Here is a 24,499-nt window from a genome sequence, read left to right as displayed (position 1 = left end):
CTCAGCGCGCCGGCCGATCCTTGCCCAGCGGCGCGGTGCTCACCGCGCCGGTCGGCGAGACCACCAAGCGCCAGTACCCGCCCTCCGGATCCCGCAGCACCACACCGGCATCCGCGCGATCGGAGACGTAGGCGCCGTTGGCGAGCACCGAGGCCACCGCCGCGCCGTCGGCGGCCCGCGCACGCAGAATCTCACCGTCCCCGCGGCCCTGCGCGGTCACGGTGCCGGTGAAGGTCGGCCGGTGCGTCCGGCCGCGGCCGATCACCTGCCAGTGCTCTGGGAAGGCCGCGGCGTCGATGTCGTCGCCCGCGCTGGAGACCAGATTGACCGCGGTGCCCTCCGGGCAGTGTTCCGGATCGATCCGCAGTTCCACCGGCCTGCGCCCGGGATCCGGGTCGAAGCCGACATTGGCGAGATACGGCTGCCTGCAATGGATCAGGTCCAGCACCACCGAGCGCGCGGACGCCTTGCAGTTCACCATGCCGAACTGCGACGGCCCGCCCCGCCCGGCCGCGCCCACCTGCACCGCCACCTCGGCGCCCTCGAACCAGGTGTTGGTGATCCACCAGTTGTTCGCGGCGCCGTCGATCTGGATGTGCCGGTCGGTGGTGCCGGGATCGTTGTCGGAGACGAACTCGCTGTTGGCGATGGAGAGTCCGGCGTTGTGATCGTTGCCGGTGCCGAGCACACCGATCCGGTTGCTGGTGAATTTCGAGGAGGTCACGTAATTCTGGATGCACGAGGTCACCAGCCCGACCCCGAAGTTGTTGATGTCGCAGTCGACGAACGACGTGCCACCGGTGTTCTTCTCCAGCACCACGCCGCGCTGTCCGCTGTAGCGCGGATGGTTGTCGCTCAGGTGGTTGCCGCGGATCAGCACCTGGTCGAAGCCGCACCGGAAGCACCCGCTCAGCTGCACTGCCGTCGCGGTCGGACCGGTCAGGTAGAAACCCAAGCGGGAGAACCGGACCCGCTGCTTGTCCCGCAGTGCGACCAGCGTGGTGTCGGTGTCGCAGAAGACCGTGGTGGCGTCGGCGCCGTCGCCGTAGACGACGGCGTGGTCCGGCAGCTCCGGCCACGCGGTGACCTTGTAGCACCCCGCGGGCAGATACAGCACCAGGGGCGCGCCGTCGGTCTTGCAGGCCGCGGCCAGTGCCGCGGTGTCGTCGGCCTTCCCGTCGCCGACGGCGCCGAACTCGCGCACATCGCGCACGGTCGAATTCACCGCCCCGGTGCGGGCGGGCAGCTCCGCTTCACACGCGGCCAGCGGCACCGCGGCCACGCCGAACGTCGCGGCCAGCAAGTGCCGTCGTCGTAGGCCACTCACCGCTCCCGCCCGGATTCCGGCACCGCCGGCATACGCTTGCCGCCACGCCGCCGCCACCAGCCGCGCGAGACCTCGACCGCGACGATCCCGGTCAGTGTGGCACCGGCCCCGGCCAGCGCGGTCAACGCGGCCTCGGCGCGATCGGTGCGGCCCTTGCGCAACACCACCACGCCGACGGTGCCCGCGCACTTCGCCGCCACCGCGAGCGCGTCCGTCGTGGCGGCGGGCCCGGCGGTGTCCACCACCACATGGTCGTAGCGGTCCCTGGCCGCGCGCAGCACCGCGTCGAACCGACCGGAGGCCAGCAGGTCCGAGGTCTGTCCGTCCGCGGCGCCGAGCGGCAGCACCGTGAAACCGCCACCGGGCCAGCGGGTCACGGCATCATCCATCGAGCCGTCACCGCGCAGCAGGGCGGCCAGTCCGCCGGTGTGCCAGGCGGCCTGCGTCTTCTCCATCGCCGCGGACGGCGGGGCGCTCTGGACGGCGCGCAGGTCCAGCACCGTGGTCGTCTGGCTGGCATTCACCAGCATCTCGTCGTCCGCGCCGACGGTGGCGAGTGCGGGCTGCGGCTGCGGTGTGCCGTTGCTCGCCGACCGGTCGATTTCCGAGGCGGGCAACAGCGCGGAAGCGCCGGTGCGGGTGGTGTCCGCGTCGATCAGCAGTACCCGGCTGCCGGTGGCGGCCAGCGCACCGGCCAAGCCGACCGCCAGCGCCGGTTCGGAGTGCGCGCCCAGCCCGGTGCACAGCACCGTCTTCGCGTCCTCCGGCAGCAGGGAGCGAACCGCGCGCAGGTCGTCGCGTTCGCTGGTCTCGCCGAGCGCGACGGTGCCGAGCAGCCGCTGTCCCAGCGGCGTGAGGTCGGCGACGGTGCGCACCCGCCGATCGAAACGGTCCAGCAGCAGCGCCAGCCCGCCGCCGAGCAGCAGTCCGGCCAGCCCGCCCGCCACCAGCAACTTGCTGCGCGCGGGACCGCTCGGCTCGGTCGGCCGCTCGGCGCGGTCCACCACGGCGACCCGGGCCGCGGGCGCGGCGGTGCGCTCGGTCGTCTCCAGGTCGTCCACCAGGGCGCGGAATTGGGAGACCACTTCGTCGGCCAGCAGCCGGGCGCGCTCCGGTTGGGTGTCGGTGACCGTGATCCGCAGCAGCGAGGTGGCGGGGGGTGAATCGGCGGACACCTTGCCGCGCAGGTCGGCGCGGGAGAAGCCGAGCCCTAGCTGGCCGATCACCCGGTCCAGCACGAAGTCGCTGCCGACCAACTCCAGGTACGAGCGCACCCGCTGCTGCGCGGCCAGGCCACCCTGATAGGAGTCGGCGACCGAGGTGCCGGTCGCCATCGACACGTAGACGGTGCTGGTCGCCGTGTATGTCTTCGGCATCGACTGGGCCTGGAACGCCGCGAGCGCCAGGCCCAGCACCAGCCCGGCCAGCAATACCGCCCAGCGCCGGCGCACGATGCCAAGATAGTCGGACAGTTCCCTCATTGTCTTCCTTCGCTTCCCACGGTCACGGGGACCGGCCGCGCGGTCGTCCGTTCTCGGCGCCGCCGCAGGTCGCCCACCACGAGGCGGACGAGCCAGGCCAGCACGACGACTTGCAGATATTTGCCGAATGTCTCAGCGGTTCCGAGCATTCCGCGTTCGAACACCACTGGTACCTCGATCAGCCCGATGCCGAACAAGACCGGCACCAGGTGCCGCGCGTACAGCGCGCGCGACCACCCGATCAGTACCACCGCGGTGACCCCCACCCCGACCACCACCCCGGTGTAGCCGCCGAGCACGTACCCCTCCGGGATACTGCCCTCGGCCAGCGACACCGAGACCTGGCTCATGTCCACCGAGGCACCGCGCACCTCGCCGGCCCACGCCGTGCCGGCCTGCAACTTCTCCCCGGACAGCAGTTGCGCCGGCACCAGGCTGCGGGCCAGATGCACGAGCACCTCGTCCGGCGTGAGCCAGGTGCCGGGCGTGGTGTAGTAGGCGTCGGTCGCCGCCTCCAGCAGGTCGAACCGGCGCAGCAGGCCGAGGAACGGGCGCACCGGCTCCGGGTACGCGGAATCCACCGCGGCCGCCTCGGCACGCAGATACGGGGTCGACTTGAGCGACTGCAACCAATCGAACCCCGCGATGCCCGCCACCGCCACCGCGCCGATGCCGAGCAGTTTCCGTCCGGTCCACCCGGTCAGCGCGAATCGCACCGCCACGGCCAGCGCGGCGCCCAGGATCGGCGTCTTGGACTGGATCGCGGTGGTCCACCACAGCTCGCCCAGCAGCAGTATCCCGAACAGCAGCACGGTGGCCTGGCCGCGAGCGGGCCGGGCGAACACGATGAGCCCCACCGCGCCCAGCGTGGCGGGCATGGTGAGCAGGCTCAGGATCGGCGAGGCGCTCGCCACCTCGCCCGCTGCCCCCGCAACGCCCGCCGCCACACTGACCAGTCGGGCCAGTGTGCCGAGCACGTACAGCACCCACAGCGTGGCGATCAGATCCGGATCGCCGGCCGCCGCGGCCACCCGGTCGGGCCGCGCGTGCCGCCGCGCCCACAGCGCGTAGCCGAGGATCAGCAACGCGTAGACGGTGAGCCCGAACGCCACCGGCCGCAGCGCGGCCTCGATCCCGGCGTCGTACCCGAGTCGGGCCAACCGGGGATCGGCCACATTGTCGCCGAAGCGCGGCTCCGGGCGCACGATCAGCAGCACCACCGGACGCGCCACGTAGGACATCGCCCAGTACACCGTCTGCGCGATGAGCAGCACCCGCAGCACCCCGGAGACCAGCATCGCCGCCAGCAGCATCGCCGCCAGCGCGCCGATGACGACGAGCAGCGGAACGTTCGCGGTCAGCACCGCCTCAGTCGAGGGCATGCAGGATCTCCCTCGCCCGGTCGGTGTAGGTGTGCCTGCCCTCCACGATGCGGCGGTGCCCGGCCTCGGCGATCTTGACCGCCTGGTCCGGGTACAGCGCGCAACGCTCCAGGATCTCGTCGAGTTCGTCGCGGCTGGAGAAGAGGAACGCCTCCGCGCCGTGGTCGAGCAGTTCGGCGTGCTCGTCGGTGCGCTCGCCGACGAACAGCCCGCCCGCCGCGGGCACCTCGAAGGTACGGCAGGTGTGGGTGTCGCGGTTGTCGGAGTTGAGCAGCACCAGATTCGCGGTCACCGAGGCCACGGTGATGGAGAAGTCCTCGCCGTACACCGCGCCGGACACTTCCGCCCTGGTGGTGCGCAATTGCCGCACCCGGCGCCAGCCCGGCCCGCACACCAGCAGTTGCGCGCCGTAGGTGCGGGCCAGCGAGACCATGCCGTCGCGCCGGTCGGGCCGGCAGGCTCCGATGAAGCCGACCAGGTACTGCCGGGTGGTGCGCTTCGCGGCCGGATGGTGCCAGGCCGGGTCGTAGGCGCTGCGCACGAACAGCGTCTGTTTGGCACCGCGGGCCAGTAGCTCGCGCAGGTTGTGCCGCTTGGTGGTGACGATCAGGTCCCACTCCGCCTCGTGCGCCAGGTAGGCCGGGGTGGTGTTCACCGGGTTCGCGACGTCGTCCGGGCTGTAGTGCACGTGCAGCGCGGCCGGGATGTCCAGCAGCCTGCGCTGGTCCAGGTGCACCGACTTGAACGCGAACACCAGGTCCGGGTGCAGTTCGGCGGCGGCGCGCTCCAGCCGGGTGTGGACGCGCTCGACCGTCCAGGGTGCGCGCTGCTCATGTGATTTGGCGTACAGCCACGACGGCGACAGCCGCGGCGGCAGGGTCGCCGCCGTCGAGTCGATCACCATCACCTTGTGCCCCAGCTGCCGGAAACCTTCGGCAAGCGAGCGCGCGTTGCTCCCGAGCCAGTCGTCGCCGACGAAGAGGATCTTCATCGCGTCCTTCTTTCCGCGCCGGCGGGCAGTGGCCCGCCCGCGGCGCGTTCCCGCGTGATCAGCCCGCGCGTGCGCGCGAGATACCAGAGTGCTACGGCGATTTCGGCGGCCAGGACGCCGCCCACCAGGGTCCACACCGAATGGGTGCGCAGTGCGACGAGCAGGGCGATGCCCGCGACGCAGGTGCCGGTGACCGCGCCGACCAGCACGCCGACGGTGTCCTGCCGGACCGGCAGCACCGCGGTGGTGACGAACGAGGTCACCGTGGTGGCGGGCAGGATGAGCACCTCGAGCCGCAGCACCGCGACCGCCTCGGTGAACTCGGCGCCGAACACCAGCGGCACCACGATCGGGGCCGCCAGCCACAGCAGCCCGCTCGCCACACACGCCGCCGCCACGCACACCGCGAGCGCGCGCAGCGCGTCCGGCCAGAACCGGTCGTCGCTCCCGCGTTTCGCCATCCGGGGTAGCAGCGCGAAACCGATCGGGTCCAGCAGCGACTGCACCGCACGCACCAGCCGGTCCGAGGCCGAGTACAGGCCGAGCGAGGCGGCGTCCAGCACCGTGCCGTACACCGCCGCCGAACCCTGCCCGTAGCTGGTCAACAGCAGTCGCCCGGTCACCACCGGCGCCGCCGCCCGCAGCAGCGCCACGACCCCGCGGGGGACGCCCGGCGGTCCGAAGCCGCGCCAGGTGTCCCACCAGGTCAGCGCGACGCTGATCACCGAGGAACCCAGCAGGCACAGCAGTGCCACCTCGGCCGTCGGGATGCGCGGCAGCACGAGCAGCAGCAGGAGCAGGTATCCGACCCGGGCCACGCCCTGGTACAGCGTCGAGGCCCCGAACCGGCCCTGCCCGATCAGCACCCAGTCCTCCGACATCGACCAGAAACCGCCGACGAAGAGCCCGAGAACGATCATCAGCAGGTGCTCCGGGACCCCCGCCGCCACCACCGCCGCCAGCGCCAGCGCGATCGTCGCCAGGATGCCGCCGCGGATCACCAGGTACGTGCCCCGGGTGCGGTTGACCGCGTCCTTCTGAATCCCCGACTCCTGCACACGCGCCGCGAGATACGAGGTGATGCCGAGATCCACGATCAGCGAGCCGAGGAAATACGACGACATACCGATGGCGAGCAAGCCGAGTCCTTCGGCGCCGAGCACTCGGGCGATCAGCGGCAACGTCGCCACCGTCACCAGGTACTGGCCGTACTTGCCGAAGCTGACGAAGGCGATGTCACGCGCCACTCCCAGCAGTTCGCGTACGCGTGAGGTGGGCGCCGCGGCGGTCTGGGTGACCACCGGTAGTTTCTGCGTGGGCCAGTCGGCGAAGGCCGGGATGACCTCGGTCGGCAGGTCGTAGTCCGGCGTCCGCAGGCCGTCCAGCGGCACCGGGTAGTGCCGGGGCACGATCCGGATGGGGACGGTGATCTCGGAGTTGCGGATCACGGTGCGGTCACCGCCTTCCGCCCGGTCACCGTTTCGAGCAGCCCGGTGACGGTGGCCGCGGTCGCGGCGATACCGAAGTCGTGGGACCGTTCGACGGCCGCCTTCGCGAGCCGGGTGCGCAGCGCCGGGTCGGTGACGAGCCGGTCCAGCGCGGCGGCCAGAGCGACCGGATCGCCCGGCGGCACCAGTAGCCCGTTCACCTCGGGCCGGACGATCTCGACGGGCCCGCCCGCGGCGGCCGCGATCACGGCGCACCCGGCGCGCATGGCCTCGACCACCACCTGGCCGAACGGTTCGGCGGTCACCGAACAGTGCACCGCGATATCGGCGTTCGCCAGGTGTTGTGCGGGATCGCCTACGTGCCCGGTGAACTCGACCGGCACGGGCAGTCCGGCGGCCAGGTGCTCGAGGTCGGCCCGGTACTGCTCCTCATCGAAGAAGGTGCCGCCGACGATGGTCACCGCGGCGGGCCGGTGCGCGGCGAGCGCCAGCGCGCGCAGCAGTACGTCCTGGCCCTTCCACGGGGTGAGCCTGCCCACCATGACGATCCGGACCGCCTCGGCCGGGCGCTGCGGCGCCCGATCGACCGGTGGCGCGTCCTCGATGCCGGGGTAGGCGACGACGGCGGGCCGCCGCCGGATGGACAAGGTGCTCAGGGTGGCGCGGCTGTTGGCCACGATCCCGCGCGCGGCCCAGTGCCCGAGTATCCGAAGCGCGAACGCGAGCAGCGCGCCGAAGTAGTCGGCGCAGACCCGGTCGTGCACCTGCCACACCAGCGGGATCCCGGCCCGCCGCGCCGCGACCGCCCCCATCAGCAGCGCCTTGGTGCTCTGCGCGACCACCACGTCGGCGTTCGCGCCGCGCAGCGTGTCGCCCACGGCGCGCCCGAGCCGCACCAGTTCCCACGCCCCGGTGACCAAGCGCAGCGGTCCCGAGCCGGCGATGGTCAACGAGCGGCTGTCGAAGTCGTTGCGCTGCACCGTGACCGGAACACCCCGGGCGCGGAGCAGTTCGACCAGCGGGCCGTCTTCGGTGAGCAGCGCCGACGCCCGCACCGCGCCGCCCGCCCGCAGCGCGGTGAGCAGGCGCAAGGTCGCCAGTTCGGCGCCCGAGGGCGCGGCGGTGTGGGTGAGGAAGACGGCGCTGATCATGCGGCGAGCTCCCGATAGAGCGCGACGTGCCGGTCCGCGGCGGACGCCCACGAGAAGGTCTCGGCGTGGGCGCGGCAGCGCGCGGCGTCCGGCAGCGCTCCGTCCAGCGCGGCGATCAGCCGGGCGGCCAGCGCCTCGGCATCGCCGGCGGGCACGATCAGCGAGGGGTCCAGCCCGCGCACCGAATCGGGCAGCCCACCGCAGGAGGTGACCACCGGTGCCCGGCCCGCCGCCAGGGATTCCAGCGCGATCAGCCCGAATCCCTCCAGCGCCACCGAGGGCACCACGGTGAGCGCGGCCCGCGCGTACAGTTCGGTGAGCTCGGCGTCGGTGGCCCGCCCGGCGAAGCGCACGCTCGCGCCGAGCGGTTCGGCGGCGGCACGTAGTTCGGACTCGGCGGTGCCCGCGCCGACGATCACCAGCCGGGCGTCCGGGTGCGCGGCGGCGACCGCGCTCCAGCCGCGCAGCAGCACGTCGATGCCCATGCGATGCTCCAGCCGCCGCACGCACAGCACGGTCCGGCCCGCCCCTGGATCGCGCGGCGCCCGCGGGCGGAAGTGCTCCAGGTCGACGCCGGGCGGGATCACCGATACCGCTTCCGGGCGCACGCGGTAGTCGGCGACCAGCAGCTCGCGGAAGTGTTCGGAGAGCACCACGAACCGGTCGGCGGCCAGCGCGCGCACGCGCTCCAGCAGGTACTTGGCCCGGGTGACCAGCGCGCTTTCCCCAGCCATCCGGCTCTCCGCGGCCCACGGTCCGTGGAAGTGCACCACCAGCGGATGTCTGCCGCGCGGACCCAGCGCCGGCGGGCCGTACAGCGCGAAGTGCCGGTCCAGGACGGTCTTTCGGGCAGGTGCGTCGGTGAACGCGGTGCGCGCCCGGTGCAGCGTCGAGCCGCCCACCGGGCCCCAGGAGCGCCCACCCTCGGGTGCGGCGCCGAACGCCGCCGCCGAGACCGCGATGTCGGCGCGGTCGCCGAGCGCGGCGTAGAGGTCGGTGAAATAGCGGTTCAGCCCGCCAGGGGCCGAACCGAACCACTCCGACCCGGTCATGTGCACGCGCGGCACGGCGTGCCCGGTCACTGGTTGTTCTCCGACCGGGAGCGCAGCAGGTGCTCGGTGCGCACCCGCACCCGTTCCAGCGCGGTACGGGCCAGGCGCAGGTCGCCCACCGCGACGTCCAGCGGGGACAGCAACCGCGGGTGGTCCCGCGCGATGCGGTGATGGAAGCGCAGCGTCTCGGTGAGCTTGCGCAGCGAGGAGGTGCGGCTGCACAAGTTGAAGGTCGAGTCGCGCCAGGCGGCGGCCACTTCGACGAGGCCGTAGAACAGCCCGAACCGACCGACCCGAGCGAAGAGGTCGACGTCCATCGGGAACACCAGATCACCGCGCAGCCCGCCGACCCGGTCGAAGTGCGCGCGCCGGAACATGGCCGCCGCGGTCGGGCCGAAGTCGGCGGGGCCGCGGCGCACGATGGTGCGGGCCAGATCGCGCGGGCTGCGCACACCGTCCAGGCCGGGCAGCCCGAGCCCGGTTTCCACCAGCGCGCCGCGCTCGTCGATCACCTGGAACCGGGACGAGCTGAGCGCGAAGGCGGGATCGCGCATCACCTCGAGCTGGGCGGCCAGCGAGCCGGGCAGCAGGAGGTCGTCCGCGCACACCACTTTCACGAGGTCGCCGGTGGACAGGCCGATGGCCCGGTTCCAGTTGTCACCGATGGGCAGCGTCGCGTCGTTGCGTTCGATCCGCACCCGAGGGTCGTCGAACGACGCGGCGATCGCACCGGTCTCGTCGGTGCTCGCGTTGTCGAGCACCAGCAGTTCGAAGTCGACGTCCTGGCTCAGGATCGAGCGCAACGTCGGTTCCAGAGTCCGCCCCGCCTGGTAGGCGGGGACACAGACCGAAAGACTCACCATATCCCCTCCTATCGGTGCGCCGTCGGTTCCCCGACCAGCCAGCGTCCGGCCAGTTCGGGATGGCGTTCGGAGACCTCGGCGAGCAGGTCCGGCACGGTCAGCAGCACCCGGTCCGGCCGCGCGGCGACCAGGTCGGCGGGCGCGATGATCGGCACGTCGGTGCCGGGCATCCGCCTGCCCTGCTTGGCGGGCGAGGCATCGGCCACCCCGGCCACCAGCGACCGCCTGATCCCGGCCCGGCAGAACAGCGCGACCGCGCGGGACGCGGCGCCGTAGGCGTACACCCGGGAACCGCGCGCGGACTCCAGTTCCAAGGCGACGCGCAGGTTCTCGGTCTGCCGGTCGGCGGCGCGCTGCAATCCTCCGACGAAGCCCGGATCGTCCGACCGCACCTCCCGGGCCAGCACCCGGTGTACTGCTGCGTCGGGTTCGGCCGCGCCGTGCACCGCCGCGATCAGCACCGTGCCGCCGTACAGCTCGAAATCCCACGCCGTGACGACGGACATCCCCGCCGCGCCGAGCATGTTCCGCAGCACGGCGAGGCTGTAGTACGCGAAATGGCCGTGCCGCAACGCGTTCCACTGGTGTCCCGCGACGATGGTGTGCAGCGGATGATAGTGCACCAACAGCACGCCGCCCGCAGCGGTGGCCGCCGCCCGTTCGGCGACAGCGGCCCGCTGATCGCGTTCGTGCATGAGCCCGAAACTGTCGAGTACCACGTCCGCCGGACCACCGGTGGACGTGAAACCCTGTGCCGCGAGCAGATCCAGCCAGCTGCCGCCGTGCGGGCTGCCGAACTCGCGCACGGTGCGCCCGCGCAGCAGACCCGCGGCGGCCACCCGGGCGACGGCGTCGGCGGCCTGCTCGCGCAGCGCGCGCGGCTCCACGCCACGCGGCTCGGCCGTCTCGGTGTCGTCCTCGGCGAGCTGGGCCAGCCCGCAGGCGCGACACAGCACCATGGCCAGCGGGTGCGCTGCCTCGCCGGAATGCGGCGGCGAACTCGCGGGCGGGAAGTGGTCGGCGGCGGGCATCCGGCCCAGTTCCAGCACCCGGATCAGCACGCGACTGCCGCACGCCAGGCAGCCGGACAGGTCGACGCCGCTCATGGCACGATCACCCGATGCGTATCGAGCAGACCGAGCTTCCCGGCGTTCTGGTCCTGGTGCCCGAGCCGTTCCACGACGAGCGCGGCTTCTTCACCCGCACCTTCGACGCGTCCGCTTTCGACGCCGGCATGGGTGCGGGCGCGAGCGCGGCCTTCGTGCAGGACTCGCAGTCGCGGTCGGCGCGCGGGGTGGTGCGCGGCCTGCACGGGCGACGCGGCCGGGGCGAGGCGAAGTTGGTGCGCTGCGCGCACGGCGCGGTGCACGACGTGCTGGTCGACATCCGGCCGGACTCCCCGGCTTTCGGTCGCAGTCAGGCATTCCGGTTGGACGACAACGATTTCCGGCACCTGTACGTGCCGCCGGGTTTCCTGCACGGCTTCCAGGCGCTCACCGAGACCGCCGACGTCTGCTACCGCATCGACCGCCCGCACGACCCGGCCGAGGACATCGCGGTCGCCTACGACGACCCCGACCTCGCGCTGGCCTGGCCGCGGCCGGTCACCGTGGTGTCGGCCCGCGACCGGGCCGCGGGCAGCTGGCGTGACCTGCTGGACTCGCTCACGCATCGGCTCTGACCCCGTTCGACGCCGCTAGGCGCAGCTCGGCGTCCACCAGACCGCGGTCGCCGAGTTCGCGCAGTCGCGCCAGCCGCACGAACCTGCTGTCGAAGTCCGCCGCGGTGAGGCCGCGGGCACGGTACTCGGTGCACAGCTGGGCCGCGCCGTCGGCGACGCTCCAGCGCGCCTCGAAGCCGAGCTCCCGGCGCGCGGCGGCGAAATCGACCCGGTAGGACCGCGGATCGGCGCCGGACTCCCCGGTGATGACCACCTCGGCGCCGGGCACCACGGCCGCGACGGTGTGCGCGATCTCGGCCACGGTCCGGTTGTTCCGCTCGGTCCCGATGTTGTACGCGCGGCAGTGGATCGCCGCGACCGGCGCCTCCAGGCACACCGCGAACGCCTCGGCGATATCCTCGGCGTGCACCAGCGGCCGCCACGGGGTGCCGTCCGAGAGCACCTTCACCACCCCGCTCAGCACCGCGTGCCCGACCAGGTTGTTCAGCACGATGTCGGCGCGCAGCCGGGGCGAGAAACCGAACGCGGTGGCGTTGCGCAGGAAGACCGGCGCGAACTCGGCGTCGGCCAGCGCCACCAGGTCGTCCTCCACCCGTACCTTGCTCTGCGCGTACGGGGTGAGCGGGCGCAGCGGCGCGCTCTCGTCCACCAAGCCGTCACCCGCCGCGCCGTACACCGAGCAGGTGGAGGCGTAGAGGAAACGCCGCACGCCGGCATTCTTGGCCAGCCGCGCCAACCGCACCGAGGCATGGTGGTTGATGTCGTGGGTGATCTGCGGGACCAGCGCGCCCAGCGGATCGTTGGAGAGCGCGGCCAGGTGGATCACCGCGTCGAACCCGGCCACGTGCTCGGCGGTCACCTCGCGCAGGTCGACCGCGAGCCCGGGCGGGTCCTGCGGCGCCGCACCCAGCACGCAGTCCGCGAAGTATCCGGTGTCCAGGCCGGTCACCTCGTGCCCGCGCGCCCGCAGCACCGGCACCATGACGGTGCCGAGATAGCCCTGGTGACCGGTGACGAGAACACGCATCGCTACGCACCTCCGAGCTCGAGGACGGCCTTGTCCAGTACGAAGCCTTCCGCGTACGCGGCATGGCACTGCACTCCCCGCACCCGCGCCAGCCCGAGGAACGCGTCGTCGTCGAACCAGTCGCGGTGGGCCTGGGAGGGATAACATTTCGCCAGCAGCGCCGCCTTCTCGGCGGCGACCTCGGGTGCGACCGGGTGCAGCACGGTGGGCTGCGGGGTGTCGGTCTCCCATTTCAGGATCTCGTAGCCGAGTATCAGGTGGTCGCGGAACTCGGTGCGCACCAGTTCGGCCAGCAGCCGATGGTCCTGATGCGCGTCCGCGCGCTGCGGCGCGAACACCAGGTCCGGCTCGGTCGCGCGGCGGAAGGCGGCCACCGCGTTCTTCACCCGATCCCAGTGCGCGGGCGCTCTGCCGTCCGGCACGTCGTGCACGGTCACCGTGAGATCCGCACCGGGACAGAAGGTTTCGAGGGCGGCCCGCTCCTCCTCGGCGCGCGGGGTGCCGCCGCCGGAGAGCACCAGCGCGTGTACCCGCAGGCCGGGGCGGCGGCGCGCCAGGGTCAGCAGGGTCGCGCCCGCGCCGATGGCGATGTCGTCGCAGTGCGCGCCGAGCAACGCGATCTCATCGAGTCGCGTGGGAATCAGCGTGATCACGACGCGGGACGCTCCCATACCATCCACGGCCGGTCCCCACGGTGGTATCCGGCGTCCAGTTCGGCGCGTTCTTTGAAGGTGTCGGCCGGCTTCCAGAACCCGAAGTGCTGGTAGCCGAGGAGCCTGCCCCGCGCGGCAAGCGCGCCGCAAGCGTCTTCCACCAGGTCGCCGCCGGGCGGGAGGTGGTCGAAGATCTCCTGGGTCAGGACGAAATAACCGCCGTTCTCCCAGATCGGCAGTTTCCCCACCGGCGTGATGTCCTTGACCTCACCGCTGGGCAGCAGGTCCACGCAGTGGAACGAGGACTGCGGCGGCACCACCATCATCGAGGCCGCGGTGCCGGAATCGCGGAAACGGCCGATCATCTCGTCCAGAGGCGCGTCGGTGAGCACGTCGGAGTAGTTGGCCAGGAACATCTCGTCGCCGTCCAGGTGCGGGCGCACCCGGCGCAGCCGCTCCCCGATCGGCGACTCCAGACCGGTGTCGACGAAAGTTATGGTCCAGTCCGCGATATCGGACTGCAGCAGTTCGACCTTGCCGTCGCGGATGACGAAGTCGTTGGACATCGTCTCCTCGTAGGTCAGGAAGAATTTCTTGATGTGGTGTGCGCCGTAGCCGAGGCACAACACGAACTCGGTGTGCCCGTAATGCGCGTAGTACCGCATGACGTGCCAGATGAGCGGGCGTGGCCCGACCAACTGCATCGGCTTGGGGACCACGTCGGTGTCGCTGTTGCGCATCCGCATGCCATAGCCGCCGCAGAACAGAACGACTTTCATCGCGCGCAGGCCTCCCGGTTCGCCGCCGGATCGACCACACGCAGGGCGGGCAGCGCGAAGACCAGCCGGCCACCCCACGCGCCGATGTGCCGCAGCTGCGCGGTCAGCTCCGCCTCCAGATTCCAGGGCAGCACCACCACGACGTCGGGGCGGTCCACGTCGATCCGTTCCGGCGGGTGGATGGGAATGCGGGTACCAGGGGTGAACTTGCCATGCTTGTACGGGTTGCGATCCACCGTGTACTCGAGCAGATCCGGCCGGATGCCGCAGTAGTTCAGCAGTGTGTTGCCCTTGCCCGGCGCGCCGTAGCCGACCACCCGTTTACCCGCCGCGTGCTGGTCGAGCAGGAAGCGCAGCAGTTCCCGGCGGACCGTCTCGGCGCGGGTGCGCAGCGCCGTGTATCCCGCCGCGTCGTGCAGCCCGGCCGCGGCCTCTACCGCCAGCAGCTCACCGACCCGCGCGGACGGCGAGGCCACCGCCTCCGGCCTGGCCCAGATCCGCAGCGACCCGCCATGAGTCGGCAGCGTCTCCACGTCGGCCACCGCCAGCCCGGCGGTCGCCAGCGCGCGCCGCGCCGAGAGCAGCGTGTAGTACTGGAAGTGCTCGTGATAGATGGTGTCGAATTGCCCGTACCGCACGAGGTTCAGCGCGTGATGCACCTCGATCGACACCCAGCCGTCGTCGGCCACCAGGGTGCGCAGCGCGCGGGTGAAGCCGCGCAGGTCGGGAATGTGCGCGTAGACGTTGTTGGCTACCACCAGGTCGGCCGGGCCGTGCTCCGCGCGCACCGTCGCCGCCAGGTCCTCGTCCAGAAACGCGGCCAGGGTGGGCACCCCCGCCGCGCGTGCCGCCGCGCCCACGTTCACCGACGGCTCGATGCCCAGGCACGGAATACCGGCGGCCACCACATTGCGCAGCAGGTACCCGTCGTTGCTGGCCACTTCCACGACGAAAGACCCGCTGCCCAGGCCGAGTCGGACCACCGCGTCATCGACGAAGGTCTTCGCGTGCCGCACCCAACTGTCGGAGTAGGAGGAGAAGTAGGCGTATTCGGTGAACGTCTCCTCCGGGGTGATCAACGCGGGGATCTGCAGCAGCAGGCAGTCCGCGCACACTCGCAGGTGCAGCGGATAGGTCGGCTCGGGCAGGTCCAGCTCAGCGGCGGACAGGAATTTCTCACACGGGGGTGTGGCCCCCAAATCCACCACGCTGGTCAATCCGACCGAATCACACAGACGACAACGCACACGGGCTCCACTAGAAACGACGAACTCGCCGACGGCGCCCCGCAGCCCGAGAAGCGATTTCTCTACCGAGCGGAGAAGTTATCACCCGCGCGCGTCGCACGCGAGCCGGGGCGGCGGCCGAATCCGCCGCGAACATGATGAACAGCATGTTTCGAGCTAACGGCACGAGCGGTCGAAGTCCCGGATCACCGCCGTTGCGCCGCACCACGGCGGTCGGAGTCTTTCCTCACGCGCACACCGGGTTTCGTCAGGCCGGCCGTTACACGGTTGTGACCAGTCTCTTATCACTTGTGTCGAACCGCGATCCGGGGCAAACTTTCGCAGCAGATCCGCCCGGCTTCGCACTCGCCATCGCCGGACGTGATGACACAAGGAATTCTCCGCTCTCCCACAGCAGCGAAGAATTCCGCACAGTTCAAGCTTCGAGCAGGTTGTTTCATTCATGGTTCTCGAACTCAGCGGCACCGGTGGTGCCGTCGACCTGCGCCTGCACATCTCCCATCCCGGGGAGCGGGACCGCTGGCGCACCAATTACGTCCGTCGACTGGTCGTCACCGATATCCTCGCCATCGCCGGCGCGGCCCTGCTGGCCCAGGTGATCAGCATCGATCCGGCCGCGCCGCATGCGTTGTCCTGGGATCCGGACTTCGGCGCTCCAGCCGTCGCGCTGTCCTGCGCGGTCGTGGTCGCGTGGTCGATGGCGTTGGGTTGGCGCGACACTCGCTTCCACCGCACCGTGGGCAGCGGCACCGAGGAGTACCGTCGCGTGATCTCGGTGACGCTGCATCTGTTCGGCGCCATCGCCATCGGCGCACTGGTGCTGCGCTTGGACGCCGCGTACGACCATCTCGTGGTCGCGCTCCCGGTCGGGCTGGCCGGCCTGATCGCCACCCGCGCGCTGTGGCGCGGCAACGCCGCCCGCCATCGGGCGCTGGGCCGTTACCGGCGTTCGGTGCTGGTGGTCGGCGGCCCGGACGCGGCGCGCGCCATCGCCGCCACCTTCGACCGCAACCACATGCACGGCTACCACGTGGTCGGCGTGTGCACCGCCGCGGGCCCGCAGCCGGGCGAACCGGCGACCATCGCGGTGGGCGGGCGAGAGATCCCGGTGGTGGGCGACGACCGCTCGGTCGTCCGGGCGGCCCGGCGTACCGGCGCCGACACGGTCGTGGTGATGGCCACCGACCGTCTGGGCCCACGCGACATCCGCCAACTCGCCTGGGATCTAGACTCCTTCGGTGCCGAGCTCAGCGTGGCACCCGGGGTCATGGACATCTCCGGCACCCGCATGTCCAGCCAGGTGCTGGCGGGCATGCCCATGCTGCACATCGAACGCCCCCAGTACGAGCGCGCGCTCTCGCTGCGCAAGGCCGTCTTCGACATCTGCTTCTCGCTGCTGGTGCTGACCCTGGTCGCGCCGATACTGGTGATCATCGCCGCCGCGGTGAAGTTCAGCAGCCACGGGCCGGTCTTCTACCTCTCCGAACGAATCGGCATGGACGGCAGGCCGTTCCGGATGATCAAGTTCCGCAGCATGTACGTGCACGCGGACCGGCACGTCCACACGCTGATCTCCGCCAACGGCGGCAACCCGCTGTTCTTCAAGATGAAGAACGATCCGCGGGTCACCCCGGTCGGTCGTTTCCTGCGCAAGTACAGCCTCGACGAACTGCCGCAGTTCCTCAATGTGCTGCGCCGCGACATGAGCGTCGCCGGCCCGCGCCCGCAGGTGCGCCGCGAGGTGCACTCCTACGACGGCGTGACGCGCCGCAGGCTGCTGGTGCGGCCCGGCATCACCGGTCTGTGGCAGGTGAGCGGCCGCTCCGACCTGTCCCCGGAGGAGTCGGTGGAGCGGGACATCTTCTACGTGGAGAACTGGTCGATGCTGCTGGACCTCTGGATCATCACCCGCACCGTGCGCGCGATCGTCGAGGGAGAAGGGGCGTACTGACCGCGATCCCGCCGCCCCGACGGGATACCCGTTCGAGACACACGGCGGCGACGATGCCGGTGTCGACCTCGCGGCCGTGGCGATGGTCTGCGGCGATGCGCCCTGCACAGCGGCACGGTATCGAACGAGCGGCGGACCGCCTGGTCGATCAGCCCGCCGCGCCGGACCTGACAGCACCGTACCGCCACACGCATGTCACCGCCCGCATGGCGACCCGGCGTCGGTGTCCGGACCGCGATCGCCGGCGTGCTGGACAACGACGGTCTCGCAGGTCAGCGGCCGATCGTGGGAACTGGAATCGCGCCGGAAAACGGCAGCGCCTCCGCGTCGAGATGACGAGGAGGCGCTTGCTCGGATTCGAGGCTCAGTAGGCCCCGTTGACGTTGTCCATCGAGCCGTACCGATGCGCCGCGTAGTTGCAGGCGGCGGTGATGTTGGCGACCGGGTCCCAGATGTCGAAGGGGGTGCCGTCGACGTGGTAGGCGTTGAAGGTCGGGTCGATCACCTGGAGCAGGCCCTTGGATGGGGTGCCCTTGGCGGCGTTGGAGTCCGACAGGTTGATGGCCTTGGGATTGCCGCCGGATTCGCGCATGATGTTGCGGTGAATGCCCTCGTAGCTACCCGGGATGCCGTGCACGCGCATGATGTCGAGGGACTGGCGAATCCAGCCGTCGAGGTTGTTCTCGTAGACCTGGGGCGGCGCGGGCGCGATACCCTCGGGCGCCACTCCGGGCAGTCCTGGCAGCGCAGGCAGCGCGGGTAGTACCGGCAGGCCAGGGAGATCGATCGGCGCGGCGGCGGCGATCGGTGCCACCGGGGCCGGAACGCTGTCGTCGGCTACCGCCACTCCGGCGGAGAAACCGACGGCGATCACGCCGACGGTGGCGGCGAGTGCCGCGCCCTTGCGCAGGGACGGGCGGCGGAAAATAGAAAGGCGTGCGTCAGGCATCGAGAAATCAGTTCCTTGTTCGTGCGGGCGATCCGGCCGGAAAAACCAGCGCGGGATCCACGGCGGGCACCAGGTAAGGTGTTCGCCGTCTCGGCTCTGTGCGGTTTTCGGATTTCGTTGTGAAAAGCCAGGGTCAGAATTCCTGGCGGCGCGACGCGGTGCACGATTCGGGGCGGTGCCCTTCGGTGCCGCTGCCGTACCCGGAGAGAAATAAGCCATGGGAGCTCGTTTCTCGGGTCTCTTTCCGGACCTGATCTCAGCTTGATCACGGCTGGTGAACATCTGGAAAACGATAGATTAATACCAGTAATTGGCGATCTTGGACCGACGTTTTTGCCTCGGAATACGATGCCCTGACCAGGGCTTTCGCATGAAAACGTGATTTATGACACAAAACGAAATTCACCGTAACGAAACCGAGATCGTCTCGATCCGATCACTGGAAGCGGGCGGAACCGGCCGGAATAAGACCGTCCGACGCAAGGTATCGGCGAATTCTCCATGGCGTATGCGACGACCATCGCCATCCTCCGCCGACGCACTCGATGGTTGCCGTAAATGGCGGTTCAGTGCCTCGAACATGCCCGAGATGGATTACTCTCATGCTCGGACGAGATCCGCTGGGCCCCAATGCATTGCCAGCGGCACGCTTTCCGCGATACCGCATCGGGAAACGGCCACCAGGCGGGTGTCCTGGCCGTTGCCGGGCACTGCGAGCGCCGAGCGGGCAAGGCTGCCTACTTGCCGACGGCTTCGGTGTCCGGCCACCGCTCATCGGGCAGTAGGCGCATGAGGGATTCGCGGACCACCTGCTCGATAGCGCGTCCACGCCGAGTGGTCCATGAGCGTTCGATCCGGTTCAGCGCGACATCGCCACGGCCGCGTTCGATGGGCGGAATGCCGCGCTCCAGGAAGGCGAGCCATCGTCTCCTGAACCAAGGTGCAACTTACTGAGTTCAAAACTTGGTTCATCCGCAACGAACCTCGTAGACATGCGTCGGCCCTCGCGCATCAAGAGCAGCGCGAGGGCCGAAACCGCAAGGAGGCGGGTCAGCTGCCGAAACGGGCCAAAACAGAGCCGGCTTCCTGGGACGCGGTGCCCTCCTCGGCGAGATGCGCCATCTCGGGAGCGATCTCGCGCCCGTGGTGCGCCATCGCCTGGGCGTACAGCCGCCCGGCTCGGTAGGAGGAGCGGACCAGGGGTCCGGCCATCACGCCTGCGAAGCCGATCTCCTCGGCTGTCTTGGAGTGCTCGACGAACTCCTCCGGCTTCACCCAGCGGTCCACCGGGTGGTGGCGGGGCGAGGGGCGAAGGTACTGGGTGATGGTGAGGATGTCGCAGCCTGCCTCATACAGGTCGCGCATGGCCTGGGTGACTTCCTCGGGGGTTTCGCCCATGCCGAGGATGAGGTTCGACTTGGTGACCAGCCCCGCGTCGCGGGCGGCGGTCAGCACCGCGAGGGAGCGCTCGTAGCGGAAGGCCGGGCGGATGCGCTTGAAGATGCGCGGGACCGTTTCGAGGTTGTGCGCCAGCACTTCCGGGCGCGTGGCGAAGACCTCGGCGAGTTGGTCGGGGTTCGCGTTGAAGTCGGGGATCAACAACTCCACGCCCGTGTGCGGGTTCAAACGCTTGATGGCGCGGACGGTTTCGGCGTAGAGCCAGGCCCCGCCGTCGTCCAGGTCGTCGCGGGCGACGCCGGTGACGGTGGAGTAGCGCAAGCCCATGGCCTGGACACTTTCGGCGACGCGGCGCGGCTCGTCGCGGTCCAGGGCGGCGGGCTTGCCAGTGTCGATCTGGCAGAAGTCACAGCGGCGGGTGCACTGTTCGCCGCCGATCAGGAAGGTGGCCTCGCGGTCTTCCCAGCACTCGAAGATGTTGGGGCAGCCCGCTTCCTCACAGACAGTGTGCAGACCTTCGCGCTTCACCAGGCCTTTGAGTTCGGAGTACTCGGGGCCCATGGTGGCGCGGGTGCGGATCCACTTGGGTTTGCGCTCGATGGGGGTTTCCGCGTTGCGGGCTTCGATGCGCAAGAGCTTGCGGCCGTTCGCGGCACGAGCGTCGGGCCCGGAGGAGGTGGCTTGCGTAGCCACGGAGGGACCCGGGAGTGCCGCGGCAGGTTCGGCTGCGGCGGCGCCGTGCGGTGTCGGGGTATCGACTGAGGTCACCTGATCGACCTTACGCCGTCGCGATCGGAAACTGCGGGGTGGTGGTATCAGGTGTGCCGCGGGAGATGTCGTACTCGGTGACCGGCAGCTCGCCGTCCAGCGCGCGGAGGAGGGCGTCGGCCACGAGTGGCTTCAGCTCGGCGACGGTCACTTCCCGACCGAGCTCGCGGGTCAGCGTGGTGACGCCCGCGTCGCGGATGCCACAGGGGACGATGGCCTGGAAGCCGTCCATGGCGGCATTGCAGTTGAGCGAGACGCCGTGCAGGGCCACGCCGCGCTGCACCCGCACACCGATCGCGGCGACCTTGCGTTCGGCGTACAACTCGGTGGCGGGCAGCCAGACGCCGGAGCGGCCCTCGACGCGGCCGCAGACCAGGCCGAGACCGGTGCACACGGTGATCAACGCCTCCTCGAGGCGGCGCACGTAGTTGACGACGTCGACCGGCTCGGCGAGCCGCACGATGGGATAGCCGACCAGTTGGCCGGGGCCGTGCCAGGTGATCTTCCCGCCGCGGTCCACCTGCACCACCGGGCTGCCGTCGATCGGCAGATCGCCGTCCTCGGTGCGGCGGCCCGCGGTGTACACCGACGGGTGCTCGAGCAGCAGCAGATGATCGGTTCCGTCGCCATCGGCGCGCTGCTCGGCGATGCTGCGTTGCAGGTCCCAGGCGGCGTGGTAGTCGATCAGCCCGAGATCCTCGACCACGATCGGGGTCGTGTCGAATCGGGCGGACACGATGGTGCGCGGGTTGGTCACAGCGACGACGGTACGCCCACAGGGTCGGCCGATTCCAGCGCCTCGATGTGGGAACCCCCACAGCCGGACCGGGGTTGCCAGGGGGAGAGCTGGAAGGTTGCGCAAGCAGCGAGAACCTTCGTCACCGACACCGCGCGGTCAGCAGTGGATACCGCCCCGCGCTCGCGGTGGCGACGACGATCGACCGAGGGGAGTCCCGCGCAGCTCAGCGCCTTCGCGCGAATGCCCGGCGATTCGGCAGGCCGAGCGCGCAGACGCGGGTCAGTCGACCTCGACCGGCAAGGTCAGCTGCATGAGGGTCAGATCCATCCAGCGGCCGAATTTGTGGCCCACCTCGGGCAGCGCGCCGACGGTGCGGAAGCCGACGCGCTCGTGCAGCACGATCGAACCGGTGTTGGAGGATTCGATGGCGGCGATCATGGCGTGCACGGTGCCCGCGCGGCGCGCACGGTCGATCAGGTCGGTGAGCAGGGCGGTGGCGATGCCGCGACGCTGGAAGCGTTCGTCGACGTACACGGAGTTCTCGACCGTGTAGCGGTATCCCGACTTGGCGCGCCACGGACCGTAACTCGCGTAACCGGCCGGCTCCCCGTCGATCTCGGCGACCAGCACGGGCAGCCCCGCGCCGGTGCGGGCCCGGAACCAGCCCAGGCGCTCGTCCAGGCCGACTCGCTCGGTGTCCCAGATCGCGGTGGAGGTGGCGATATTCGCGTTGTGGATCTCGAGGATCGCCGGAAGATCGTCGGTGGTGGCGTCGCGGATGACGGTGGTGGGGCCGGCGTCGAGTCGGTCGGTCATCGAGCATCTCCGGATCGTCCCAGCGCGGCCGCCAGCGCGGCGCCGATGCTGGGATGGTGGAACTGGTAGCCCGCTTCCTCGAGGGCGGTGGGAATCGCTCTCGGGCCGTGCAGAATCGCCTCCTGCGCCAGCTCGCCGACCAGCGCGTGCAGCGCGAACGCCGGGACGACGAGCGGAGTCGGGCGATGCATCACCCGGCCCAGCGCGCGGCTGAACTCGGCGTTGGTGACCGGCGCGGGGCCGACCACGTTGATCGGGCCGGACACCGCGTCATGGGTGAGCGCGAACACGATCGCGCCGATCTCGTCGGCCAGCGATATCCACGGCAGGTACTGACGGCCGCTGCCCAGTCGCCCGCCCAAGCCGAGCGCGTACAGCGGCTGCAGCAGGCCGAGCAGGCCACCGGCACGTGACAGCACCACGGCGCTGCGCAACAGCACCGTGCGCACCCCGGCCGCCGCCGCGGGCTCGGTCGACCTCTCCCAGTCTCGGCACAGCGTGGCGAGGAATCCCGAACCGGCGGGGGAGGTCTCGTCCACCACGCGGTCGCCGGTGTCGCCGCCGTAGTAGTGCACTCCGCTGGCGTTGAGCAGCACGGGCACGCCCGCGGCGGCGACCGCCGCGGCCAGCACGTCGGTGGGTGTGATCCGGCTGTCGCGCAACTCCTGTTTGAAGCTGCCGGTCCAGCGCCGCCGCCCGACGCCGGCGCCGCACAGGTTGACCACGGCGTCGGCGCCGCGCAGCGCCCGCTCGTCCAGGTGGGCGCGGGCCGGGTTCCAGGCGAATTCGTCCGGAGCCGCCGGTTTCCTGCGCACCAGCCTGGCGACCTCGTGCCCGTCGCGGCGCACGGCCGCGACGAGCGCCGTCCCGATCAACCCGGACGAGCCGGCGATCACGACCTTCATACGTGCCGTGCGACCTTCCTCACAGGCCGAGATCGGCCTCGAACGCCGCTTCCTCGAGCCGGTGCCGGATCGTGGTCAGGAAGCGACCGGCGTCGGCGCCGTCGATCAGGCGGTGATCGTAGGTGAGCGGCAGGTAGCACATCGAACGGACGCCGATGGACTCGTTGCCGGTCTCGTCGGTCACCACGACCGGGCGCTTGACGATCGCGCCCGTGCCGAGCATGGCCGCCTGCGGCGGAACCAGGATCGGGGTGTCGAACAGCGCGCCCTGGCTGCCGATGTTGGTGATGGTGAAGGTGCCGCCGGCCAGCTCGTCGGGCTTGAGCCCGCCGTTGCGGGCCCGGTTGGCGATGTCGGCGATGGCGCGCGCGAGTCCGGCCAGCGACAGGTCGCTGGCGTTGTGGATCACCGGGGACAGCAGGCCCTGCTCGGTGTCGACGGCGATGCCGAGGTGCACCGAGGCGTGGTAGGTGATCTCCTTGCTGGACTCGTCGTAGCTGGCGTTGACGTTCGGGTGCACGCCGAGCGCCTCGACCACGGCCTTGGCGAAGAAGGGCAGGAACGTCAGGTTGACGCCCTCGCGCTCCTTGAACGCCGCCTTGGCCTGCTTGCGCAGCGCCGCGATCTTGGTGACGTCGGCCTCGTGCACCTGGGTCAGCTGCGCGGTGGTCTGCAGCGACTCGCGGGTCTTGGTCGCGGTGATCTGGCGAATGCGGTTGGCCTTCTGCACCGTGCCGACCAGGTGGGCCAGCTGCGAACGGGCGGCGGCCGGTGCCGCGGGCGCCCGCGTGGCCGGAGCGGACCCGGCCGGAGCGGCAGCCGGAGCCGGTGCCTTCCTGGCCTCGGCGGCAGCGAGCACGTCCTGCTTGCGAATGCGGCCACCGACACCGGAACCGGTGATCGCGGCGAGATCGACGTTGTGCTCCTCGGCCAGCTTGCGGACCAGCGGAGTGACGTAGGGCGTTGCGCCGTTGGAGGATTCGGCGGCCGCGGTGGCGGCGGGCGCGGGAGCCGGGGCGGGCTTCGGCGCCGGAGCCGGGGCGGGTGCGGGAGCCGGGGCCGGGGCCGGGGCAGGAGCCGCGGCGGCGGGAGCGGGAGCCGGGGCGGCGGGAGCCGGTTCAGGCTTCGGTGCGGGAGCCGGGGCCGGCGCGGGCGCGGGCGCTGCGGCCGCCGGTGCTCCGCTGCCGATGACGCCGAGCTGCCCACCGACGGGCACGACGTCGTCTTCCTGGGCGGTGACCTCCAGCAGGGTGCCCGCGACGGGCGACGGGATCTCGGTGTCGACCTTGTCGGTGGAGACCTCGAGCAGCGGCTCGTCGACGGCGACCTCGTCACCGACGGACTTCAGCCAGCGGGTGACGGTGCCCTCCGTGACCGACTCGCCGAGTTCCGGCATCTTCACCGGCGTGCCGTCACCGGACGACGCGGAGGCGGCCTGGGCTGTGGGGGCTGTGGGGGCGGGCTGGGGCTCAGCGGCGGGCGCTTCCTCCGCGGGGACCGGGGTCTCCTGCGCGGGCGCCGCGGCTTCCGGAGCGGGCGCGGGAGCGGAGGAAGCCGCCGCACCGGGCTCACTGATCACGCCGAGCTCGCCGCCGACCTCGACCACATCGTCCTCGTTGGCGACGATCTTCGACAGCACACCCGCCGCGGGGGACGGGATTTCGGTGTCGACCTTGTCGGTGGAGACCTCGAGCAGCGGCTCGTCGACCTCGACCGTGTCTCCTTCCTGCTTCAGCCACCTGGTCACCGTTCCCTCGGTGACGCTCTCACCAAGAGCGGGCATCTGGACGGAGAAGGCCATGTCCGTTGACTCCTCTGACTGCTCGACGGGGTTCTACAACAGTTGATCTCGCTGCGGACGCTCGCCGCGGGTCGCGACGCTCGACCGGAA

At 70.7% G+C, this 24,499-nt stretch carries 21 protein-coding genes; 2 read left to right on the top strand and 19 right to left on the bottom strand.

The features are described from left to right. Window position 1: 1 nt before the first annotated feature. The 9 genes from ACT89H_RS14980 to ACT89H_RS14940 form a co-directional block, all read right to left on the bottom strand. Entirely contained in the window at window positions 2-1,327 is a 1,326-nt protein-coding gene (locus tag ACT89H_RS14980; protein ID WP_445109193.1) for a glycosyl hydrolase family 28-related protein, read from the bottom strand. Next, on the bottom strand, window positions 1,324-2,808 hold the full coding sequence (locus tag ACT89H_RS14975) for a Wzz/FepE/Etk N-terminal domain-containing protein (protein WP_445109192.1): 1,485 nt from the start codon (window positions 2,806-2,808) through the stop codon (window positions 1,324-1,326). Before ACT89H_RS14975 ends, ACT89H_RS14980 begins: the two co-directional genes overlap by 4 nt. After that, entirely contained in the window at window positions 2,805-4,190 is a 1,386-nt protein-coding gene (locus ACT89H_RS14970; protein WP_445109191.1) for a hypothetical protein, read from the bottom strand. The genes ACT89H_RS14975 and ACT89H_RS14970 overlap by 4 nt, the downstream gene beginning before the upstream one ends. Next, complete coding sequence (locus tag ACT89H_RS14965; protein WP_445109190.1) at window positions 4,177-5,181, bottom strand: CgeB family protein; 1,005 nt, start codon at window positions 5,179-5,181, stop codon at window positions 4,177-4,179. The genes ACT89H_RS14970 and ACT89H_RS14965 overlap by 14 nt, the downstream gene beginning before the upstream one ends. Then, a complete protein-coding gene (locus tag ACT89H_RS14960) occupies window positions 5,178-6,482 on the bottom strand; it encodes a lipopolysaccharide biosynthesis protein (RefSeq protein ID WP_445109344.1) in 1,305 nt (434 codons plus the stop codon). The genes ACT89H_RS14965 and ACT89H_RS14960 overlap by 4 nt, the downstream gene beginning before the upstream one ends. 143 nt (window positions 6,483-6,625) lie before the next feature. After that, window positions 6,626-7,780 (bottom strand): glycosyltransferase family 4 protein, encoded by a 1,155-nt coding sequence (locus ACT89H_RS14955; RefSeq protein WP_445109189.1) that lies wholly within the window; start codon window positions 7,778-7,780, stop codon window positions 6,626-6,628. Then, window positions 7,777-8,832, bottom strand: coding sequence for a glycosyltransferase family 4 protein (locus ACT89H_RS14950; RefSeq protein ID WP_445109343.1), 1,056 nt, complete (start codon window positions 8,830-8,832; stop codon window positions 7,777-7,779). Before ACT89H_RS14950 ends, ACT89H_RS14955 begins: the two co-directional genes overlap by 4 nt. Before the next feature lie 26 nt (window positions 8,833-8,858). Then, on the bottom strand, window positions 8,859-9,695 hold the full coding sequence (locus ACT89H_RS14945; protein ID WP_445109188.1) for a glycosyltransferase family 2 protein: 837 nt from the start codon (window positions 9,693-9,695) through the stop codon (window positions 8,859-8,861). Window positions 9,696-9,703: 8 nt separating this feature from the next. Beyond that, window positions 9,704-10,801: a class I SAM-dependent methyltransferase gene (locus ACT89H_RS14940; protein ID WP_445109187.1), complete on the bottom strand. Its 1,098-nt coding sequence runs from the start codon at window positions 10,799-10,801 to the stop codon at window positions 9,704-9,706. Between the two features lie 14 nt (window positions 10,802-10,815). On the opposite strand from ACT89H_RS14940, the gene rfbC reads away from it, so the two are divergent. Beyond that, window positions 10,816-11,376 carry a dTDP-4-dehydrorhamnose 3,5-epimerase gene (rfbC, locus tag ACT89H_RS14935; protein WP_445109186.1) on the top strand — a complete coding sequence of 187 codons (561 nt, stop codon included), beginning with the start codon at window positions 10,816-10,818 and terminating at the stop codon, window positions 11,374-11,376. Here the strand turns inward: rfbC and ACT89H_RS14930 are convergent. Genes ACT89H_RS14930 through ACT89H_RS14915 form a run of 4 tightly spaced genes read right to left on the bottom strand, consistent with a single transcriptional unit; the run spans window position 11,360 to window position 15,082 of the window. Then, a complete protein-coding gene (locus ACT89H_RS14930) occupies window positions 11,360-12,403 on the bottom strand; it encodes an NAD-dependent epimerase/dehydratase family protein (protein WP_445109185.1) in 1,044 nt (347 codons plus the stop codon). The genes rfbC and ACT89H_RS14930 overlap by 17 nt on opposite strands. Before the next feature lie 2 nt (window positions 12,404-12,405). Continuing rightward, window positions 12,406-13,074: a PIG-L deacetylase family protein gene (locus ACT89H_RS14925; protein ID WP_445109184.1), complete on the bottom strand. Its 669-nt coding sequence runs from the start codon at window positions 13,072-13,074 to the stop codon at window positions 12,406-12,408. Continuing rightward, window positions 13,053-13,835 (bottom strand): glycosyltransferase family protein, encoded by a 783-nt coding sequence (locus tag ACT89H_RS14920; protein ID WP_445109183.1) that lies wholly within the window; start codon window positions 13,833-13,835, stop codon window positions 13,053-13,055. The genes ACT89H_RS14925 and ACT89H_RS14920 overlap by 22 nt, the downstream gene beginning before the upstream one ends. Then, window positions 13,832-15,082: a class I SAM-dependent methyltransferase gene (locus ACT89H_RS14915; protein WP_445109182.1), complete on the bottom strand. Its 1,251-nt coding sequence runs from the start codon at window positions 15,080-15,082 to the stop codon at window positions 13,832-13,834. The genes ACT89H_RS14920 and ACT89H_RS14915 overlap by 4 nt, the downstream gene beginning before the upstream one ends. Window positions 15,083-15,524: 442 nt before the next feature. On the opposite strand from ACT89H_RS14915, the gene ACT89H_RS14910 reads away from it, so the two are divergent. Beyond that, complete coding sequence (locus ACT89H_RS14910; RefSeq protein WP_445109181.1) at window positions 15,525-17,033, top strand: sugar transferase; 1,509 nt, start codon at window positions 15,525-15,527, stop codon at window positions 17,031-17,033. 364 nt (window positions 17,034-17,397) lie between these two features. On the opposite strand, the gene ACT89H_RS14905 is transcribed toward ACT89H_RS14910, so the two are convergent. From ACT89H_RS14905 to sucB, 6 genes are all read right to left on the bottom strand, one after another. After that, on the bottom strand, window positions 17,398-17,982 hold the full coding sequence (locus ACT89H_RS14905) for a transglycosylase SLT domain-containing protein (RefSeq protein ID WP_445109180.1): 585 nt from the start codon (window positions 17,980-17,982) through the stop codon (window positions 17,398-17,400). Window positions 17,983-19,032: 1,050 nt separating this feature from the next. Further along, complete coding sequence (gene lipA, locus ACT89H_RS14900; RefSeq protein WP_445109342.1) at window positions 19,033-20,073, bottom strand: lipoyl synthase; 1,041 nt, start codon at window positions 20,071-20,073, stop codon at window positions 19,033-19,035. An 85-nt stretch (window positions 20,074-20,158) separates the two neighbouring features. Beyond that, on the bottom strand, window positions 20,159-20,905 hold the full coding sequence (lipB, locus tag ACT89H_RS14895) for a lipoyl(octanoyl) transferase LipB (RefSeq protein ID WP_445109179.1): 747 nt from the start codon (window positions 20,903-20,905) through the stop codon (window positions 20,159-20,161). Between the two features lie 261 nt (window positions 20,906-21,166). Further along, entirely contained in the window at window positions 21,167-21,703 is a 537-nt protein-coding gene (locus tag ACT89H_RS14890; RefSeq protein ID WP_445109178.1) for a GNAT family N-acetyltransferase, read from the bottom strand. Then, on the bottom strand, window positions 21,700-22,608 hold the full coding sequence (locus ACT89H_RS14885; RefSeq protein WP_445109177.1) for a TIGR01777 family oxidoreductase: 909 nt from the start codon (window positions 22,606-22,608) through the stop codon (window positions 21,700-21,702). Before ACT89H_RS14885 ends, ACT89H_RS14890 begins: the two co-directional genes overlap by 4 nt. A 19-nt stretch (window positions 22,609-22,627) precedes the next feature. Then, window positions 22,628-24,409, bottom strand: coding sequence for a 2-oxoglutarate dehydrogenase, E2 component, dihydrolipoamide succinyltransferase (gene sucB, locus ACT89H_RS14880; RefSeq protein ID WP_445109176.1), 1,782 nt, complete (start codon window positions 24,407-24,409; stop codon window positions 22,628-22,630). Window positions 24,410-24,499: the final 90 nt, after the last annotated feature.

The sequence above is a fragment of the Nocardia aegles genome (assembly GCF_052545135.1).
Note: the sequence above shows the minus strand (reverse complement) of the source record. Positions and strands in the feature narration are given on the sequence as shown.

What these genes read in the sequence shown, in the direction of transcription:
- ACT89H_RS14975 (WP_445109192.1), bottom strand. Translation starts at nt 2,808, where the DNA reads ATGAGGGAACTGTCCGACTATCTTGGCATCGTGCGCCGGCGCTGGGCG.
- ACT89H_RS14970 (WP_445109191.1), bottom strand. Translation starts at nt 4,190, where the DNA reads ATGCCCTCGACTGAGGCGGTGCTGACCGCGAACGTTCCGCTGCTCGTC.
- ACT89H_RS14965 (WP_445109190.1), bottom strand. Translation starts at nt 5,181, where the DNA reads ATGAAGATCCTCTTCGTCGGCGACGACTGGCTCGGGAGCAACGCGCGC.
- ACT89H_RS14955 (WP_445109189.1), bottom strand. Translation starts at nt 7,780, where the DNA reads ATGATCAGCGCCGTCTTCCTCACCCACACCGCCGCGCCCTCGGGCGCC.
- ACT89H_RS14950 (WP_445109343.1), bottom strand. Translation starts at nt 8,832, where the DNA reads ATGACCGGGTCGGAGTGGTTCGGTTCGGCCCCTGGCGGGCTGAACCGC.
- ACT89H_RS14945 (WP_445109188.1), bottom strand. Translation starts at nt 9,695, where the DNA reads ATGGTGAGTCTTTCGGTCTGTGTCCCCGCCTACCAGGCGGGGCGGACT.
- ACT89H_RS14940 (WP_445109187.1), bottom strand. Translation starts at nt 10,801, where the DNA reads ATGAGCGGCGTCGACCTGTCCGGCTGCCTGGCGTGCGGCAGTCGCGTG.
- rfbC (WP_445109186.1), top strand. Translation starts at nt 10,816, where the DNA reads ATGCGTATCGAGCAGACCGAGCTTCCCGGCGTTCTGGTCCTGGTGCCC.
- ACT89H_RS14930 (WP_445109185.1), bottom strand. Translation starts at nt 12,403, where the DNA reads ATGCGTGTTCTCGTCACCGGTCACCAGGGCTATCTCGGCACCGTCATG.
- ACT89H_RS14925 (WP_445109184.1), bottom strand. Translation starts at nt 13,074, where the DNA reads ATGGGAGCGTCCCGCGTCGTGATCACGCTGATTCCCACGCGACTCGAT.
- ACT89H_RS14920 (WP_445109183.1), bottom strand. Translation starts at nt 13,835, where the DNA reads ATGAAAGTCGTTCTGTTCTGCGGCGGCTATGGCATGCGGATGCGCAAC.
- ACT89H_RS14910 (WP_445109181.1), top strand. Translation starts at nt 15,525, where the DNA reads ATGGTTCTCGAACTCAGCGGCACCGGTGGTGCCGTCGACCTGCGCCTG.
- ACT89H_RS14905 (WP_445109180.1), bottom strand. Translation starts at nt 17,982, where the DNA reads ATGCCTGACGCACGCCTTTCTATTTTCCGCCGCCCGTCCCTGCGCAAG.
- ACT89H_RS14890 (WP_445109178.1), bottom strand. Translation starts at nt 21,703, where the DNA reads ATGACCGACCGACTCGACGCCGGCCCCACCACCGTCATCCGCGACGCC.
- ACT89H_RS14885 (WP_445109177.1), bottom strand. Translation starts at nt 22,608, where the DNA reads ATGAAGGTCGTGATCGCCGGCTCGTCCGGGTTGATCGGGACGGCGCTC.
- sucB (WP_445109176.1), bottom strand. Translation starts at nt 24,409, where the DNA reads ATGGCCTTCTCCGTCCAGATGCCCGCTCTTGGTGAGAGCGTCACCGAG.